The organism is Aestuariivirga sp., assembly GCF_020252395.1.
In the GTDB taxonomy this organism is placed as follows: domain Bacteria; phylum Pseudomonadota; class Alphaproteobacteria; order Rhizobiales; family Aestuariivirgaceae; genus Aestuariivirga.
Map to the genome: position 1 here is coordinate 1 of NZ_JADCDB010000026.1, position 15061 is coordinate 15061.

At 64.8% G+C, this 15061-nt stretch carries 15 protein-coding genes and 1 pseudogene; 5 read left to right on the forward strand and 11 right to left on the reverse strand.

The genetic code is table 11. The features are described 5' to 3' along the window. From IOC82_RS12120 to der, 5 genes and pseudogenes are all read left to right on the forward strand, one after another. A pseudogene (locus IOC82_RS12120) lies at positions 1–126 on the forward strand (IS630 family transposase); the annotation flags it as partial. 97 nt (positions 127–223) lie between these two features. After that, entirely contained in the window at positions 224–358 is a 135-nt protein-coding gene (locus tag IOC82_RS12125) for a hypothetical protein (protein WP_290546455.1), read from the forward strand. A gap of 72 nt (positions 359–430) precedes the next feature. After that, entirely contained in the window at positions 431–1087 is a 657-nt protein-coding gene (locus IOC82_RS12130; RefSeq protein WP_290546456.1) for a tetratricopeptide repeat protein, read from the forward strand. Beyond that, entirely contained in the window at positions 1084–1362 is a 279-nt protein-coding gene (locus IOC82_RS12135) for a hypothetical protein (RefSeq protein ID WP_290546457.1), read from the forward strand. The genes IOC82_RS12130 and IOC82_RS12135 overlap by 4 nt, the downstream gene beginning before the upstream one ends. Then, positions 1359–2705, forward strand: a complete 1347-nt coding sequence (der, locus tag IOC82_RS12140) for a ribosome biogenesis GTPase Der (RefSeq protein ID WP_290546458.1) — start codon at positions 1359–1361, stop codon at positions 2703–2705. Before IOC82_RS12135 ends, der begins: the two co-directional genes overlap by 4 nt. Positions 2706–2717: 12 nt before the next feature. On the opposite strand, the gene IOC82_RS12145 is transcribed toward der, so the two are convergent. The 11 genes from IOC82_RS12145 to IOC82_RS12195 all read right to left on the reverse strand — a co-directional run bounded on the left by IOC82_RS12145 (position 2718) and on the right by IOC82_RS12195 (position 14975). Beyond that, positions 2718–3485 carry a fumarylacetoacetate hydrolase family protein gene (locus IOC82_RS12145; RefSeq protein ID WP_290546459.1) on the reverse strand — a complete coding sequence of 256 codons (768 nt, stop codon included), beginning with the start codon at positions 3483–3485 and terminating at the stop codon, positions 2718–2720. A gap of 14 nt (positions 3486–3499) precedes the next feature. Then, positions 3500–4231 carry an SDR family NAD(P)-dependent oxidoreductase gene (locus IOC82_RS12150; protein ID WP_290546460.1) on the reverse strand — a complete coding sequence of 244 codons (732 nt, stop codon included), beginning with the start codon at positions 4229–4231 and terminating at the stop codon, positions 3500–3502. 6 nt (positions 4232–4237) lie between these two features. Further along, positions 4238–5698: an amidophosphoribosyltransferase gene (gene purF, locus IOC82_RS12155; protein WP_290546461.1), complete on the reverse strand. Its 1461-nt coding sequence runs from the start codon at positions 5696–5698 to the stop codon at positions 4238–4240. After that, a complete protein-coding gene (locus IOC82_RS12160) occupies positions 5695–6411 on the reverse strand; it encodes a CvpA family protein (RefSeq protein ID WP_290546462.1) in 717 nt (238 codons plus the stop codon). Before IOC82_RS12160 ends, purF begins: the two co-directional genes overlap by 4 nt. A 67-nt stretch (positions 6412–6478) precedes the next feature. After that, positions 6479–7867: a DNA repair protein RadA gene (gene radA, locus IOC82_RS12165; protein WP_290546463.1), complete on the reverse strand. Its 1389-nt coding sequence runs from the start codon at positions 7865–7867 to the stop codon at positions 6479–6481. A 49-nt stretch (positions 7868–7916) separates the two neighbouring features. Next, positions 7917–8201, reverse strand: coding sequence for a 1-deoxy-D-xylulose-5-phosphate synthase (locus IOC82_RS12170; RefSeq protein WP_290546464.1), 285 nt, complete (start codon positions 8199–8201; stop codon positions 7917–7919). Positions 8202–8680: 479 nt separating this feature from the next. Then, positions 8681–10354 carry an amidohydrolase gene (locus IOC82_RS12175; RefSeq protein ID WP_290546465.1) on the reverse strand — a complete coding sequence of 558 codons (1674 nt, stop codon included), beginning with the start codon at positions 10352–10354 and terminating at the stop codon, positions 8681–8683. Between the two features lie 304 nt (positions 10355–10658). Beyond that, positions 10659–11435 carry an ATP-binding cassette domain-containing protein gene (locus IOC82_RS12180; protein ID WP_290546466.1) on the reverse strand — a complete coding sequence of 259 codons (777 nt, stop codon included), beginning with the start codon at positions 11433–11435 and terminating at the stop codon, positions 10659–10661. Positions 11436–11437: 2 nt separating this feature from the next. Further along, positions 11438–12211, reverse strand: coding sequence for an ABC transporter permease (locus tag IOC82_RS12185; RefSeq protein WP_290546467.1), 774 nt, complete (start codon positions 12209–12211; stop codon positions 11438–11440). Continuing rightward, positions 12208–13347, reverse strand: a complete 1140-nt coding sequence (alr, locus tag IOC82_RS12190; protein ID WP_290546468.1) for an alanine racemase — start codon at positions 13345–13347, stop codon at positions 12208–12210. Before alr ends, IOC82_RS12185 begins: the two co-directional genes overlap by 4 nt. Positions 13348–13475: 128 nt before the next feature. Next, entirely contained in the window at positions 13476–14975 is a 1500-nt protein-coding gene (locus IOC82_RS12195) for a replicative DNA helicase (protein ID WP_290546469.1), read from the reverse strand. Positions 14976–15061: the final 86 nt, after the last annotated feature.

The following is a 15061-nucleotide window of genomic DNA, read 5'->3' on the forward strand; positions in this document are numbered from 1 at the left end:
CACCTCAGAGCCAAAGCAGCACGCACCATCGATGATCTCTGGAAGGCCATCGGAAACATCTGCTCGCTCTTCACTCCAAACGAATGCGCCAACTACTTCGCCGCTGCAGGATATGGATTCAATTGACCGCCCGATGCTCTAAAGGTTGTGGATTAGTGCGCGATTAATCTTTCCTTAACGCCGAGAGCCCAGCATAGTCCGGAAACCTGTAGGGGTGTGGAACATGCTTTTCGAAATCCTCGGCTTTCTGTCCGGCACGGTCGGCATCGGCGCGGCCTTCTGGATGCTGTACCGGCGTGACAGCAGCCGGGTGGTGGAAGGCATTTACGGCGTCCGCCGCAGCCGCCATCGTTTCTGAATTGCCTTGATCTTGCCTTGGGGCTGATCTAGTCCGCTTCTCAATCCTTTGGCTGATATGAGGAGCCGCGCTTTGAGCGACGAAACCCTGTTTCGCGAGGTGGACGAAGAGGTCCGCCAGGAACAGTTCAGGAAATTATGGGCCCGCTATGGCAATGCTGCCATCGGTGCCGGCGTTCTCATAATCCTTGGTGTGGCCGGAATGGAAGGCTGGCGCTATTTCCAGCTGAAACAGTCGGAAGCGGCCGGCGACCAGTTCTTTGCCGCCGCCGCGCTGGCGGATGCCGGCAAGACTGCCGATGCGGTGAAGGATTTCGAAGCCATCGCCCAGACCGGCTTCGCCGATCTGGGCCGCCTGCGCGCCGCCGCCGAACTCGTGGCTGGCAACAAGGCGGAGGATGGCGTCAAGCTCTATGACGCCATCGCGGCTGATGCCGGCGTCGACAGGACGCTGCGCGACATCGCGCGCATCCACGCCGCCGCCGCCCTGGCCGACAGCGCGGCTTTCGCCGATGTCGAGGCGCGCCTGAAGGAGTTTGCCGCTCCGGGCAACCCCTGGCGCCATGTGGCGCGCGAGATCATGGCCGGGGCGCAGTTCCGCCTCAAGGACTACGCCGGCGCCGGCAAGCAGGTGCAGGCGATTCTCGCCGATCCGGAAACGCCCGCCGCGCTGCGCAACCGCGCCGAGAAGATGTCACAGCTCCTCCTGCCCATGGCGCCCCCGAAATGAGGCTTGTTCCCCGGGTGCTGCTGGCGGCGGGCGTCCTGACGCTGCTCGCGGGCTGCAGCTATCTCGACACCATCACGGGGCAGACCAACAGCAAGGTGCTGCCTGGCCAGCGCGAGGACGCGATCCCCGGCCGCCCCAGCTTCCCCGAGAAGCCCGATCCGCAGGTGGGCACTGCCGCGCCGCCGTCGGCCGGCGGAGGCTCGGGCTGCGCCAGCAATGACCCGGCCTGCAAACCTCCCTCCACCACCAACGACACGTTCAAAGATCCGCAATGACCGCCACCGTCGCCATTATGGGGCGGCCAAATGTCGGCAAGTCGACCCTGTTCAACAGGCTCGTCGGCCGCAAGATCGCGCTTGTCGACGACCAGCCCGGCGTCACGCGTGACCGCCGCGAGGGCGAGGCGCGGCTCGGCGGCCTGCGCTTCCGCGTCTTCGACACGGCAGGCCTCGACAACATCAAGGGCGACAGCCTCGAAGCCCGCATGAGTGCGCAGGCCGAGACGGCGGTGGACGATTCCGATGTCGTGCTCTTCGTCTATGACGCGCGCGCCGGCGTCACGCCGGCCGACCGCGAATTCGCGGGGCGCGTGCGCCGCCGCGGCAAGCCCGTCATCCTCGTCGCCAACAAGGTGGAGGGCAGGGGTCACGAGGGCGCGCTTCTCGAGGCCTTCGAACTGGGCTTCGGCGAGCCGCTCGCCATTTCCGCCGAGCATGGCGAAGGCCTCGACCAGCTCTATGACGCGCTTCTTCCGTATACGGAGGAAAAGGAAGGCGAGGTTCAGGAGGGCGAGGACAGGGGCGATGGCCCGCTGCGCCTTGCCATCATCGGCCAGCCCAATGCGGGCAAGTCCACGCTCGTCAATACCATCCTCGGCGAGGACCGTATGCTGACTGGCCCCGAGGCCGGCATCACGCGCGATGCCATTTCCTCCGAGTTCGAATGGCGCGGCCAGAAGATCAAGCTGTGGGATACCGCCGGCATCCGGCGTAAGTCGCGCGTTGTCGGCAAGATCGAGAAGCTGGCCGTGTCGGACGCGCTGCGCGCCATCCGCTTCGCCGAATGCGTGGTGGTGTTGATCGATGCGTCCCTTCCCATCGAACGCCAGGATCTCTCGCTCTGCGACCTCGTGGCGCGCGAGGGCCGTGCGGTGGTGCTGGCGCTGTCCAAATGGGACCTCGTCGAGGAAAAGCAGAAGAAGCTGAAAGAAGTGATCTCCGACCTTGAGGACGTGCTGCCTGAAATCCGCGGCGTCTCGGTCGTGACCCTCTCCGCGAAGCAGGAAAAGGGCATAGACAAGCTGCTCGAGACCGTGCTGAAGGCCATGGAGCGCTGGAACCGCCGCATCCCCACATCCCAAGTCAACCGCTGGCTCGAAGCCGCCATTGAGCGCAACCCGCCGCCCGCGCCCTCGGGCCGCCGCATCAAGATCCGTTACGCCACGCAGGCCAATGCCCGGCCCCCGACCTTCGCCATCTTCGGCAACCAGCTTTCCAAGATGCCGGAAAGCTATGTGCGCTATCTGATGAACGGCTTGCGCGAAAGCTTCGACCTGGGCGGCACCCCCATCCGCTTCAGCCTGCGCGGGGGAAAGAATCCGTTCGACAAGGACCGCTGAGGGAAGAGACCCTCAGAACCTCACCGTCACCAGTCCGAGGTGCTCGAACCGCACCGTGATGTCATCGCCCAATCCCGCGGAAAAGAATTCGGTGATCACGCCCGTGGTGACGATCTCGCCTTCCTTCAGCCCCAGCCCATGTCCGTTCAGGTGATTGGCAAGCCAGGTCAGCGCCAGGTCGCCGCCGCCGAGCGCGTTGGACCCGGCGCCGCCCTGCATCTCGCGGCCGTTCCACCACACCTGGCCGTAGAGCGATGCATATCCGGCGCGTGAGAGCGGCTTCCTCGCTTCGCCCAGCACGATCCCCTCATTGAGCCCGCCATCGACGATGAACCATGGCGCCTCTTCGCCGAAGCCCTTGGGTGTCCTCGGGTTGACGACCTCGATCGCCACGCAGACATGGGCGACCGCGGCCATCACCTCGTCAACGGAATAATTGCGCCCGCGCGGGGCCAAGTCCTTCGCCATGGTGAAGCAGACCTCGGGCTCCACCACGCGCTTGTTCTCCGCTATGGTGGGGAAGGTTTCGCCGGAACGGTAGATGCGGTTCGCGAACATCGTGCCGGGAAAAGGGCCCGGTGCATTCAGCGCCTTCTGGGCGCGCTCCGAGGTGCAGCCGATCTTCCAGCCGGCCTGCTCCCAGCCCAGTTCCTTTGTCACCGCGCATTGCAGGCGGAAGGCGCGGGCATAGTCGGGCGCGCCGGGCTCGGGAAGGTGGCTCAGGGGCGACTGGGACTTGCGGGCGGCGGCGAAGGCCGCGATCACCTGGCTGTCGCTCATGGACTCCACCTTTCTCAGAATTGCTTGAACAGGCCCTCGGGCGCGTATTTCCACACCCCGCCATTGTCGTTGAAGGAAGGCTCGCACATCGGCACGATCTGGGCCGCCACTTCGTCGGGGTGCGGCAGGCTCATCGGGTCCTCGCCCGGCATGGCGGTTGCCCGCATGTGGGTGCGCGTGGCGCCGGGGCTGAAGCAGTTGGCCCTGATCTTCGTCGTGGCGACTTCCGCGGCATAGGTCTTCACCATTGCCTCGAGCGCCGCCTTGGAAATCGAATAGGGTCCCCAATAGGCCCAGCACTTGTGGGCGAGGCCGGAGGTTACGAACACCGCGCGGCCGGCATCCGACTGGCGCAGCAGCGGGTCCATGGAGCGGATCAAGCGGTAATTGGCGGTGACATTCACCGCCATCACGTCGTCCCACATTTTCGGCTCCACATGCGAGACGGGCGTCAGCTTGCCCAGCACGCCGGCATTGCCGATCAGGATGTCGAGCTTCTTCCAGCGCTCGAAGATCGCCGCCCCCAGCCTGTCGATGGCCGCAAAGTCCTTGATATCGACGGGGACCAGCGTGGCCGCACCGCCGGCCTTCTTGATCTCGTCGTCGAGTTCGGTGAGACCGCCCTCGGTGCGCGCGGTGGCGATGATGTGGGCGCCCTCACAGGCGAGCGCGATCGCGGCGGAAGCACCGAGCCCCCGCGAGGCGCCTGTCACCAGGGCGACGCGCCCTTCAAGCCTGCGTGTCATGCGATATCAGCCCGCTTCCGCCAGCAGCGAGAGCTGCTGCTTCCTGGTTTCACCGGCGAGGTCGGTGAGGTGGGTGGGATAATCCCCGGTGAAGCAATGGTCGGTGAACTGCGGCCTGGCATTGTCCCGGCCCGGGTAACCCACCGAACGGTAGACGCCGTCAACCGACAGGAAGGCCAGCGAGTCGACGCCGATGTACTGGCGCATCTCCTCCAGCGTGTGGGTGGCGGCCAGGAGCGATTTCTGCTCCGGCGTGTCGATGCCATAGAAGTCCGGGTGCTTGATGGGCGGGCTCGAGATGCGCATGTGCACCTCCTTCGCACCCGCCTCGTACATCATGCGCACGATCTTCACTGACGTTGTGCCGCGCACGATCGAGTCGTCGATCAGCACCACGCGCTTTCCCTGCACGACGGCGCGGTTGGCGTTGTGCTTCAGCTTCACGCCGAGCGAGCGGATCGTTTGCGTCGGCTCGATGAAGGTGCGGCCCACATAATGGTTGCGGATGATGCCGAGCTCGAAGGGAATGCCCGTCTGCTGGGCATAGCCGATGGCGGCGGGAACGCCCGAGTCCGGGATCGGCACGATCACGTCAGCCGCGGCGGAGGATTCCCTGGCGAGTTCGCGGCCCATGGCCTTGCGCACGTCATAGATCGAGCGGCCGCCCAGCATGGAATCTGGCCGCGAGAAATAGATGTATTCGAAGATGCAGGGCCGCGCGGGCGCCTTGGGAAAAGGCCTGAGGCTTTCGATGCCCTCGTCCGAGATCACCACCACTTCGCCGTTCTCGATCTCGCGGATGTATCTGGCGCCGATGATGTCCAGCGCGCAGGTTTCCGAGCACAGGATGTAGGCGCCGTTCAGTTCGCCGAGGATCAGCGGGCGGATGCCGTTGGGGTCGCGCGCGCCGATGAGCTTCTTGTTGGTGAGAGCCACCAATGCGTAGGCGCCCTCCAGCGCCCGCAGCGCATCGATGTAGCGCTCCACCATTCGGGCTTTCGGGGAGCGCGCCACGAGATGCAGGATCACCTCGGTGTCCGACGTTGACTGGCAGATGGCGCCCTGCGCGATGAGTTCGCGGCGCAGCGTCAGTCCGTTGGTGAGGTTGCCGTTGTGCGCGACGGCGAAGCCGCCGGCGGCCAGTTCGGCGAACAGCGGCTGCACGTTGCGCAGAATGGTTTCGCCGGTGGTCGAATAGCGCACATGGCCCAAGGCCGATGAGCCCTGAAGCCGGTTAATAACCTTCTCGGAGGAGAAGTGGTCGCCGACGAGGCCTAAACGGCGCTCGGTCTGGAACCGCTCGCCGTCGAAGGACACGATGCCCGCCGCCTCCTGGCCGCGGTGCTGCAGCGCGTGCAGGCCCAGCGCCGTCAGGGCCGCCGCGTCGGGGTGGCCATAGATGCCGAACACGCCGCACTCCTCGCGCAGCCGGTCGGCGTTGATCTCGCAATCGAGGTCCATGCTCATTGGCTGTTGTCCTGTCCGCTTGGCGGTTGCCCGGTGTTGCCGCCAACGTCCTGTCCGGCAGCCGGCAGCTGGTCGTTGCCGCCGCCCGTGCTCTCCATCAGATTGTCCAGCTGCTGGCTGTCGTTGCTCCTGTAGCCGGGGTCTGTCTGCCCGGCATCGCCGGGGGCCGAGGTCTTGCCGCCGCCCGTGGCGAGGGCCGTGTTGTTCAGCGTGTCCGCAATATCCGGCGGCATGAAGGCGAGGAGGCCCGCGCCGGCCGACTTGATCATCGGCAGCGAATAGGCGGTCCGGACCCAGCTTTCCTGCCTGTCGAAGGGCTGGAGCCAGCCATAGAACAGATAGGCGATGGCGACGAATATGAAACCCCGCGCCACGCCGAACATGAAACCCAGCGTGCGGTCGAAGGTGCCGGCCGCCGAATCGACCACCCAGTCCGAGATCTTGACGCTGATGACGGAGATGACGATCAACACGATCAGGAAGGCCGAGGCTCCCAGGGCGATCTGGGCGATGTTCTCCTTCTCGAGATAGGGCACGCTGGCCTGAACCCAGCTCACTAAACTCGGCTGCTTGATGGAGAAATAGGCGGCCACCGCCGCCGCACCCCACGCGACCAGCGACAGCACCTCGCGGGTGAAGCCGCGCATCAGCGCGAGGAGGCCGGAAACGAGCATGATGGCGATGAGAATGAAATCGAGGAGCGTCAGAGGCATCTCGTGGTCCTGGAGGGGTACGGCGACCCGGTTTCGGGCTTCTTATAGAAAGAATTCCCGCTTGAGCCTAGGCGATTCTCCGTTGTCCGCGGTCCTGTGCGGCTGACCACGCCACGAGGTCCATGATCGTTTCGAGGCCTTTCACCTTCAGACCCTTGACGCCCGGTTGCTCCGTAGTGGCGGCGACCACGGCCTCCTTCAATCCCAGCTTCTGGGCTTCCTTGAGGCGGGCTTCGGTCTGGCCCACGGGGCGGATGGCGCCAGACAGCGCAATCTCGCCGAACACCGCCGTGCCAGGCGGGATCACCGTGCCGGTGAGGGAGGAGAGGAGCGCCGCCGCCACCGCGAGGTCGGCCGCAGGTTCTCGCACTTTAAGCCCGCCGGCGACGTTAAGATATACGTCGTTCTGCCCGGTCTGCACGCCGGCGCGCGCCTCCAGCACGGCAAGGATCATGGCCAGCCGGTTCGAATCCCAGCCGACCGTGGTGCGTCGCGGCGTGCCGAGCGGCGAGGGCGAGACCAGCGCCTGCACCTCGATCAGCAGCGGCCTGGTGCCCTCCATGCCGGCGAAAACCGCCGTGCCTGGCGTCGGCCGCTCATCCGAGCCCATGAACAGGCGCGACGGGTTGCTGACTTCCGCCAGCCCGCCGTCGGACATTTCGAAGACGCCGATCTCGTCGGTCGGCCCGAAGCGGTTCTTGACAGCGCGCAGGATGCGGTACTGGTGGCCGCGGTCGCCCTCGAAATAGAGCACGGCATCCACCATGTGCTCCACCACCTTAGGTCCGGCGATCTGACCGTCCTTGGTCACATGGCCGACGAGCAGGATGGCCGTGCCCTTCTGCTTGGCGAAGCGGATCAGCGCCTCGGACCCAGCCTTGAGCTGGGAGACCGTGCCGGGCGCCGCCTCGATCGGGGGTGCCCACAGGGTCTGGATCGAATCGATGACTGCAATGGACGGGGGCTTCTCCTCCGACAGCGTGGCCAAGATGTCGGAGACGTTGGTCTCTGCCGCCAGCAGCACTGGGGCGTCGTCGAGGCCCAGCCGCTGGGCCCTGAGCCGCACCTGGGCAATCGCCTCCTCGCCGGAGATATAGACCACCCGCTCGCCCCTGCGCGCCAGGGCGGCCAGGGCCTGGAGCAAAAGGGTGGACTTGCCGATCCCCGGGTCGCCGCCGATCAGCACGCCCGAGCCCGCCACGAAGCCGCCGCCCGCCACGCGGTCCAACTCGGCAATGCCGGTGATAATGCGTGGCGGTGCGGGCGACTCGCCGCGCAGGCCGACGAGCCTTGTTGCCCGCCCCTTGGGCAGGCCGGCGCCCTTCGCGCCAGACAGTGGGGCTGCTGCCTGTTCCTCGACGATGGAGTTCCACTCCCCGCAATTGTCGCAGCGGCCGGACCATTTGGAAGAGGTGGAGCCGCAGCTCTGGCAGACGAATTGGGAGGACTTAGCCATGTCCCTTCATACCGGAACATTTCTGGAACGGAAAGGCCCAGCTTGCAAATTACGCGAGAATGCCCCGGATCTTGGACATGTACTCGACCCTTACATCGCCGTCGATCTCGACCGGACGCCTGCTGGCTGGATAGAGCCTGTCTTTGCCGTTGCGGCGCGGTCCGGAAATCCAGTATTCGTCGCCGTTTTCGACGTCGAAGCAGTTGCACTTATACCCCTTCATCTTCTGGAACTGCCGGCCCCGGTACGTCATCGTTCGGCCGGACTTTGAGAAGGTCACGCGGCCGATCCAAGCCGGCCCGTTGAGGCCTTCAGCCTTTCTTTCGATATACATGATGCGGGATTTCGGAGTGCTCATAACGTAGCATAAACCCATTGGCGCCAGGAAGCGCGTCGGTCCCGGAGGGGTGGGGTTCCTCCGGGACCATTCGGAAAACGCGCTCTTTATGGGAAGGCATGAGGCCCACTCAAACTGCCTCAAAACTCCCCGCTAACTGGCACGCCCTGCAAGGCGCCGGGGCAGGCAAACCGTTGCATACCGCTGTCCTGCTGTCGTCAGAATGACTGGTGGAAAATCAGTAATCCCGTAGAGTTCGTTAAATCAAATTAAATCTTCTGCGATCTGCACTTTACGTCAAAGTTTGGTCGCCTGGCGCCGCGTTCCCGGCCAGACGCCCGGCACCACAAAGGTCGGCCCCACACGAACGCCAGAACAGCATAGGTCACAAGGTGACGCTACTTCACGGGCCTCGGGGATTCGGCGGTTGGAAGGGTGCGGCACCGCCCCCCGCTCTGTCCTTTGGCTTCTTCACCTCACGCCTCGAAGCTTACGCGGCCATCGCAGATCGTCGTGACCGGCCGCACATTGGCAACCTGGTCCTTCGGCGTCTTCTCCATGTCAGAATCGAGCACCACCACGTCGGCGAGGAAGCCCTCTTTCAGCGTGCCCTTTCTGTCCTCCATGAATTCCATGTAGGCCCCCGCCGCGGTGAAGCTGTGGAGCGTGTCCATCAGGCTCTGCGCCTGCGGCGGGCAGTTGGGTTTCAATGGCGCCGCGGTCATCGCCGCCTGCATGCCGAGGAAGGGGCTTAAGGGCGCCACCGGCCAGTCGGAGGAGAAGGCAATCACCGCCCCCGTCTCGCGCAGCGTCTGCCAGGCATAGGCCCATGGCAGCTTGGTCCCGACGCGCGACAGAATCGGCTCATGCGGCGAGCCGGGCACGCCCACGCCGGCGATGGGCTGCAGCGAGGCGATAACGCCCAGCTCCTTCAGCCGCTTGATGTCGGCAGGGTCGATCATCTCGATATGCTCGATGCGGTGGCGCGAGTCGCGTTTGCCATTCACCTTGATCGCATTTTCATAAGCATCGAGCGTGCGCCTGACGCCGCCGTCGCCGATAGCATGGGTTGCCACCTGCAGCCCGTGCTTGTCGGCGCGGCGTACGATCTCGTTCATCTCCTCCGCCGTGAACAGCGGTGCGCCCATGTTCTCAGGCTGGCCGGGATAGCCCTCGAGCATCAGCGCGGTATAGGTTTCGAGCACGCCGTCGACGAACACCTTCACGCGGTCGCAATGCAGCATCTCGCCACCCGGCCGCGTGCGGCCATATTTGGCGCGCATCTCGGCTGCCTCCTCGACGCGGGCGATCTCGAAGGTGTTCTTCTGGTGGAAGGGAATCTCGACGCGCGCATACATCTCGCCGCGGTCCAGCAGCGCCTGCAGCAGTTCGAGCTGATACCAGTTGCCATCCATGTTGTGCATCGACGTGATGCCGAGGGACGCCGCATGCGCGATGCCTTTCTTGAAGAAGCCGATGTCGAGTTCGCGCTGTGCGGCCGTTGCCGGCGGCTCTGGATTCTCGCCCGTGGTCATGCCCAGCCATTCGCGCCCGCCCGTGGGGGTCAGCGCCTGGACAAGCATATAGGCGGCGGGCTCGCGCAGTTCGCCCGTGGCGATGCCATTGTCGTCGAGCACGATCTCATTGCCGGTGGGCAGTTCACGACCCTTCATGATGCCGGCTATCTCCAGCGCCTTGGTATTGGCCCACATGGTGTGGTGGTCGAAGCAGCCCATGATGAAGGGAATGTCGGAGACCATGCGGTCCAGCATCTGCCGGGTGATCGGCTCGCCGAAGGCCTCATGCGCGATGCCGGTTGCCAGCAGCACGGGCTCGCCCGGCCGCTGTCGGCGGAACAGGGCCACGGCTTCGGCCACCGCCGCGAAACCGGTCATGCCATTCAGCATCAGCGTGTCGAGTTCGACGGCCCCGCCGAAGAGGTGCACATGGCCCTCGATGATGCCGGGCATCACCGTCTTCTGCGCGGCATCGATGACGCGCGTGTGCTTGGCCTTGAGTCCCGCCACGTCATCCATGGATCCCAGCCGGATGATCCGGTTCCCGGCAATCGCCACCGCTTCTGCCTGCGGCCGCGCGGGGTCCATGGTCAGCACACGGGCATTGGTGATCAGAATGTCGGCGGCGGTCATGTCAGGCGTCCTTTGAGTTGCGCCTGTGAAATTGCCCTCTTGACGAAACCCCGGCAAGCCCTCACCTTGGACGCAGTGTCAACAACGAAAGGAGGTGATCCGATGTCGAGTGAGTTCACTGTGCCGGCGGGCCGGATCGTTGCCTCCGCGAGCGTGCGGAGCTGACGCAACGGTGTCGAGACCGCTTCCCGGCGCATCTCACGGAAAGGCCGCCAGCTCTGGCGGCCTTTTTCGTTCCACACGTCTCTCTTTCCTCTCCTCCACCGGGGGATAGGAAAAGGTGAGGGGGGCCGTGAGTCCGCCGCTAAGGCTTCAGCACATCCATCTGGATCGGCCCTTCGGCGCGGCCGTGGATGAACTGGTCGACGTAAGGATTGCCGCTCGTGTCGATGGTCTTCGCGGGCCCCTGCCAGACGATCTCGCCTTTGAAGATCATGGCAATGTCGTCGGCGATCTTGCGGGCAGACGCCATGTCATGGGTGATCGACACGGTGGTGGCGCCCAGCCTTTTCACGCAGTCGACGATCAGGTTGTTGATGACGTCCGCCATGATCGGGTCGAGCCCCGTCGTCGGTTCGTCGAAGAAGATGATCTCGGGGTCCGCCGCAATGGCGCGGGCAAGCCCCACGCGCTTCTGCATGCCGCCCGAGAGTTCCGCCGGATAGAGATTGCCGACGTCCGGAGTGAGCCCCACCTGACCCAGCTTCTCGATGGCGATGTCGCGGGCTCGCGAGCGTGCCATGTGGCGGCCCTGGATCAGGCCGAAGGCGACATTCTCCCACACGGAGAGCGAGTCGAAGAGAGCGGCCCCCTGGAACAGCATGCCGAAGCGCGCCAGATATTCGTCGCGCGCGCTGCCCCGAAGGCCCACGGCCTCTTCGCCCGCGATGCGGATCGAGCCAGAATCGGGATGCAGCAGGCCGAGGATGCATTTCAGCATCACCGATTTGCCCGTGCCCGAGCCGCCGATCACCACCAGCGAATGGCCCTTGGGCACCGACAGCGTCACACCGTTCAGCACATGCTTCGGCCCGAAGCTCTTCGTCACGCCAGCAAGTTCGATGTATCCCGCTTCGGCCATGATCAATCCGCGAAGAGCAGCGAGGTGAGGGCGAAGTTGGCGGCGAGGATCAGGATCGCCGAGGACACCACCGCGTTCGTCGTGGCGCGGCCCACGCCTTGCGCGCCGCCCTTGGAGTTGAAGCCGTGGTAGCAGCCCATCACCGCGATGATGAAGCCGAAGACGGCGGCCTTGATGAGGCCCGAGGTCACGTCGTCAATTTCGAGGAAGTCCGCCGTGTTGCGGATATAGGCATAGCCGTTGAGGCCGATGGAGCGAGTGCCGACGATGTAGCCGCCCATGATTCCGATGATGTCGGCGATGCCAACGAGAATGGGCAGCGTCACCACCGCCGCGATGATGCGCGGGCCCACGAGATACTTGAACGGATTGGTGGCCAGCGTCACCAGCGCGTCGATCTGCTCCGTCACCCGCATGGTGCCGAGTTCCGCTGCGATCGAGGCGCCCACGCGTCCCGCCACCATCAGCCCCGCCAGCACCGGCCCCAACTCGCGCGTGATGCCAAGCGCGACGATCGAGGCCACCAGGCTTTCCGCGTTGAAGCGGGAGGAGCCGAGATAGATCTGCAGGGCCAGCGCACCGCCGGTGAAGAAGGCGGTGAGGCCGACCACGGGCAGCGAGAAATATCCGATGCGCATCATCTGCTCGAGGATCTGGCGCAGAAAGATCTTCGGCGTCAGGCCCTGCAGCAGCGCGTCCTTCAGGAAGATCGCGACGCGGCCGGTTTCTTCGAGCAGCGCAAGCGTCGCGCGGCCGATATGGGCAAGGATGTTCAAGCTCTGCCGTCCGATTCGAGACCCGTGTAGAGCCTTGCATAGCGGCTGCCCAGCCTCGTCAGCAACTCGTAGGATATGGTGCCGGCCCAGGATGCCGCCTCGTCGATGCCGATGTGCCGCCCGATGAGCTCCGCCCGGGTGCCGCGCTTCACCTCATCCTCAGGAAGGCAGGTGATATCGATCCCCATCATGTCCATTGAAATGCGCCCGATAACCGGGCAGCGGCGGCCATTGATGAAAACCTGGGCAGGGCCGCCGGGTTCCCGCGATGACAGGGCGCGGGGCACGCCATCCTTGTAGCCCGCGCCGAGCACCGCGATGCGCGTCGGCCGTGTTGCTTTCCACGTCGCGCCATAGCCAACCGTGTCACCGGCGGCAACCTCACGCAGTTGCATCACCGCGCCTTCCAGAATGGCAACGGCATGCATCGGATTCGCAACATTCGGCGTCGGATTTCCGCCGTAAAGCGCGATGCCCGGGCGCACCAGATCATGCACGAAACCGCCGCCCAGAAAGATGCCGCTGGAGTTGGCAAGGCTCGCCGCCACCTCCGGCAGCTTGGCCCGCACCGCCGCAAAAGCCGCGCGCTGGCGCAGGTTCAGCGGGTGGGAGGGCTCGTCGGCGCAGGCCAGATGGCTCATCAGCAGCGTGACGTTCAGCCCCGCCATGGTGAAATTGTCCGCGAGCAGGGCCTCGAACTCCGGCATTGAGAATCCCAGCCGGTTGATGCCGGTATCGACATGAATGGCGCAGGGCAGTTTCCGCCCGTAAACCCTTCCAAACGCTGCCCATTCCCGGGCTTCCTCGATGGAAATCAGGGCCGGGCAGAGAGCGAGCTTGGCATAGAATTCGGCTTGTCCCGCAAACAACCCGTCGAGGATATAGATGGTGGCCTCGGGCAGCAGCCCGCGCAGCTCTTCCCCCTCCTTGGGCCGCGCCACGAAGAAGGAGCGGCAGCCGGCCTCCCACAGCGACTTCGCTACGGGTGCGATCCCCAGCCCGTACGCGTTGCCCTTCACTGCGGCGCCGCATTCCGCCTTTCCGGCCAATGCGTTAAGCCGGCGCCAGTTGTTCTTCAGCGCCACCAGGGCAATGGTCAGCACCGCGCCGGCGAGGTCCTCTGGAGTGGGGGTCATCTTGCGGGCCAAGTCCTTTCGGCGATTGCCATAAGCGGCGCGCGCGCGTGGATCAAGCCTTCCCTTGTGGCAGTCGAGACTTCGACGGCCGCCTCCCTTCTGGCGCACCACGCATCTGCGTCTTGCCGCTATTCGAAGCGTTCCGGCAGGTGGTCGGCGCGCGCCAGGTTCTGGAACTTGGTGAGGCTGGCCTCGAACTGCAGCTCGACGGTGCCGGTGGGGCCGTGCCTCTGCTTGCCGATGATGACTTCGGCGACGCCGTTCACCCGGTTCATCTGCTCCTGCCAGTCGAAGTGCTCCTGCGTGTTGGGTCTGGGCTCCTTGCGGGCAAGATAATATTCCTCACGATAGACGAACAGCACCACGTCGGCGTCCTGCTCGATGGAGCCCGATTCGCGCAGGTCGGCGAGCTGCGGGCGCTTCTCGTCGCGGTTCTCGACCTGGCGCGACAGCTGCGAGAGGGCAACGATCGGCACGGAGAGTTCCTTGGCGAGCGCCTTGAGGCCCACGGTGATTTCGGAAACCTCTTGCACGCGGCCTTCGGCGGCGCGGCGCGACGAGCCGGAGAGCAGCTGCAGATAGTCGACAACCAGAAGCCCCAGCCCCCGCTGGCGCTTGAGCCTGCGTGCGCGCGCCGCCACCTGCGCGATGCTGATGCCGCCGGTTGCGTCGATGTAGAGCGGCAGCGACTGCATCTCGCGCGTCACCTCGACGATCTTGGCGAACTCGTCCTCGTTGATCTTGCCCCGGCGGATGCGCTCCGAGGGGATCATCGCCTGTTCGGAAATGATGCGCGTGGCCAGCTGCTCGGCTGACATTTCGAGCGAGAAGAAGGCAACCACACCGCCATCCGTCACCTTCACCGAGCCATCGGCATTGTGCTCGGCCTTATAGGCCCTGGCGATGTTGTAGGCGATATTGGTGGCCAGCGATGTCTTGCCCATGGCGGGCCTGCCGGCGATGATGATGAGGTCGGAGGCCTGAAGCCCACCCATCTTCTCGTCAAGGTCCCGAAGGCCTGTGGAGATGCCGGAGAGGCCGCCGTCACGCTGATAGGCGTTCGCCGCCATGTCCACCGCATCGGTGAGCGCGCGGGCGAAAGGTTGGAAGCCCTGGCCATATTTGGCCGTCTCCGCCAGCGAATAGAGCGTCTGCTCGGCGCGCTCGATCAGTTCGCGGGAGGTGTCCTCGATGTCGGGTTCGAAGGCCTCGTTGACGAGATCGGTACCGATGCCGATGAGCTTACGCCGCTGCGCCAGCTCATAGATAGTGCGGCCATATTCTTCCGCATTGATGATGGTGGTGGCGCTCGCCGCGAGACGAGCGAGATATGCCGTGCCGCCGATCTCCTTCAGCGTCGCGTCATTCTCGAAATGGGTCTTGAGGGTGACGGGGCTCGCCAGCTTGCCGATCTTGATCAGCGTTGTGGCCGCTTCGTAGATGCGCGCATGCAGTGGTTCGAAGAAATGCTCCGGTGCCAGGAAGGCCGAGACCTTGTCGGCCGCCTCGTTGTTGACGAGGATCGCGCCCAGCAGCGCCTGCTCCGCCTCGATGTTGTGGGGCGGGGTGCGATAACTCCCGTCGTCCGGTGCGGGTTCGACGGCGCGGAGGGCAGGGGTCTGAATCATGGCGCGACCCTAGGTCGTTGCCGTCCCTTTGCGGCGCTTTTATGCGCCTTATGCCCGCTATCCACAATAACGCTGCGGAACGCCCG

Excerpts from the sequence above, each read along its gene's own strand:
- IOC82_RS12125 (WP_290546455.1), top strand. The coding sequence starts at position 224 with ATGCTTTTCGAAATCCTCGGCTTTCTGTCCGGCACGGTCGGCATCGGC.
- IOC82_RS12135 (WP_290546457.1), top strand. The coding sequence starts at position 1,084 with ATGAGGCTTGTTCCCCGGGTGCTGCTGGCGGCGGGCGTCCTGACGCTG.
- der (WP_290546458.1), top strand. The coding sequence starts at position 1,359 with ATGACCGCCACCGTCGCCATTATGGGGCGGCCAAATGTCGGCAAGTCG.
- IOC82_RS12145 (WP_290546459.1), bottom strand. The coding sequence starts at position 3,485 with ATGAGCGACAGCCAGGTGATCGCGGCCTTCGCCGCCGCCCGCAAGTCC.
- IOC82_RS12150 (WP_290546460.1), bottom strand. The coding sequence starts at position 4,231 with ATGACACGCAGGCTTGAAGGGCGCGTCGCCCTGGTGACAGGCGCCTCG.
- purF (WP_290546461.1), bottom strand. The coding sequence starts at position 5,698 with ATGAGCATGGACCTCGATTGCGAGATCAACGCCGACCGGCTGCGCGAG.
- IOC82_RS12160 (WP_290546462.1), bottom strand. The coding sequence starts at position 6,411 with ATGCCTCTGACGCTCCTCGATTTCATTCTCATCGCCATCATGCTCGTT.
- radA (WP_290546463.1), bottom strand. The coding sequence starts at position 7,867 with ATGGCTAAGTCCTCCCAATTCGTCTGCCAGAGCTGCGGCTCCACCTCT.
- IOC82_RS12170 (WP_290546464.1), bottom strand. The coding sequence starts at position 8,201 with ATGTATATCGAAAGAAAGGCTGAAGGCCTCAACGGGCCGGCTTGGATC.
- IOC82_RS12175 (WP_290546465.1), bottom strand. The coding sequence starts at position 10,354 with ATGACCGCCGCCGACATTCTGATCACCAATGCCCGTGTGCTGACCATG.
- IOC82_RS12180 (WP_290546466.1), bottom strand. The coding sequence starts at position 11,435 with ATGGCCGAAGCGGGATACATCGAACTTGCTGGCGTGACGAAGAGCTTC.
- alr (WP_290546468.1), bottom strand. The coding sequence starts at position 13,347 with ATGACCCCCACTCCAGAGGACCTCGCCGGCGCGGTGCTGACCATTGCC.
- IOC82_RS12195 (WP_290546469.1), bottom strand. The coding sequence starts at position 14,975 with ATGATTCAGACCCCTGCCCTCCGCGCCGTCGAACCCGCACCGGACGAC.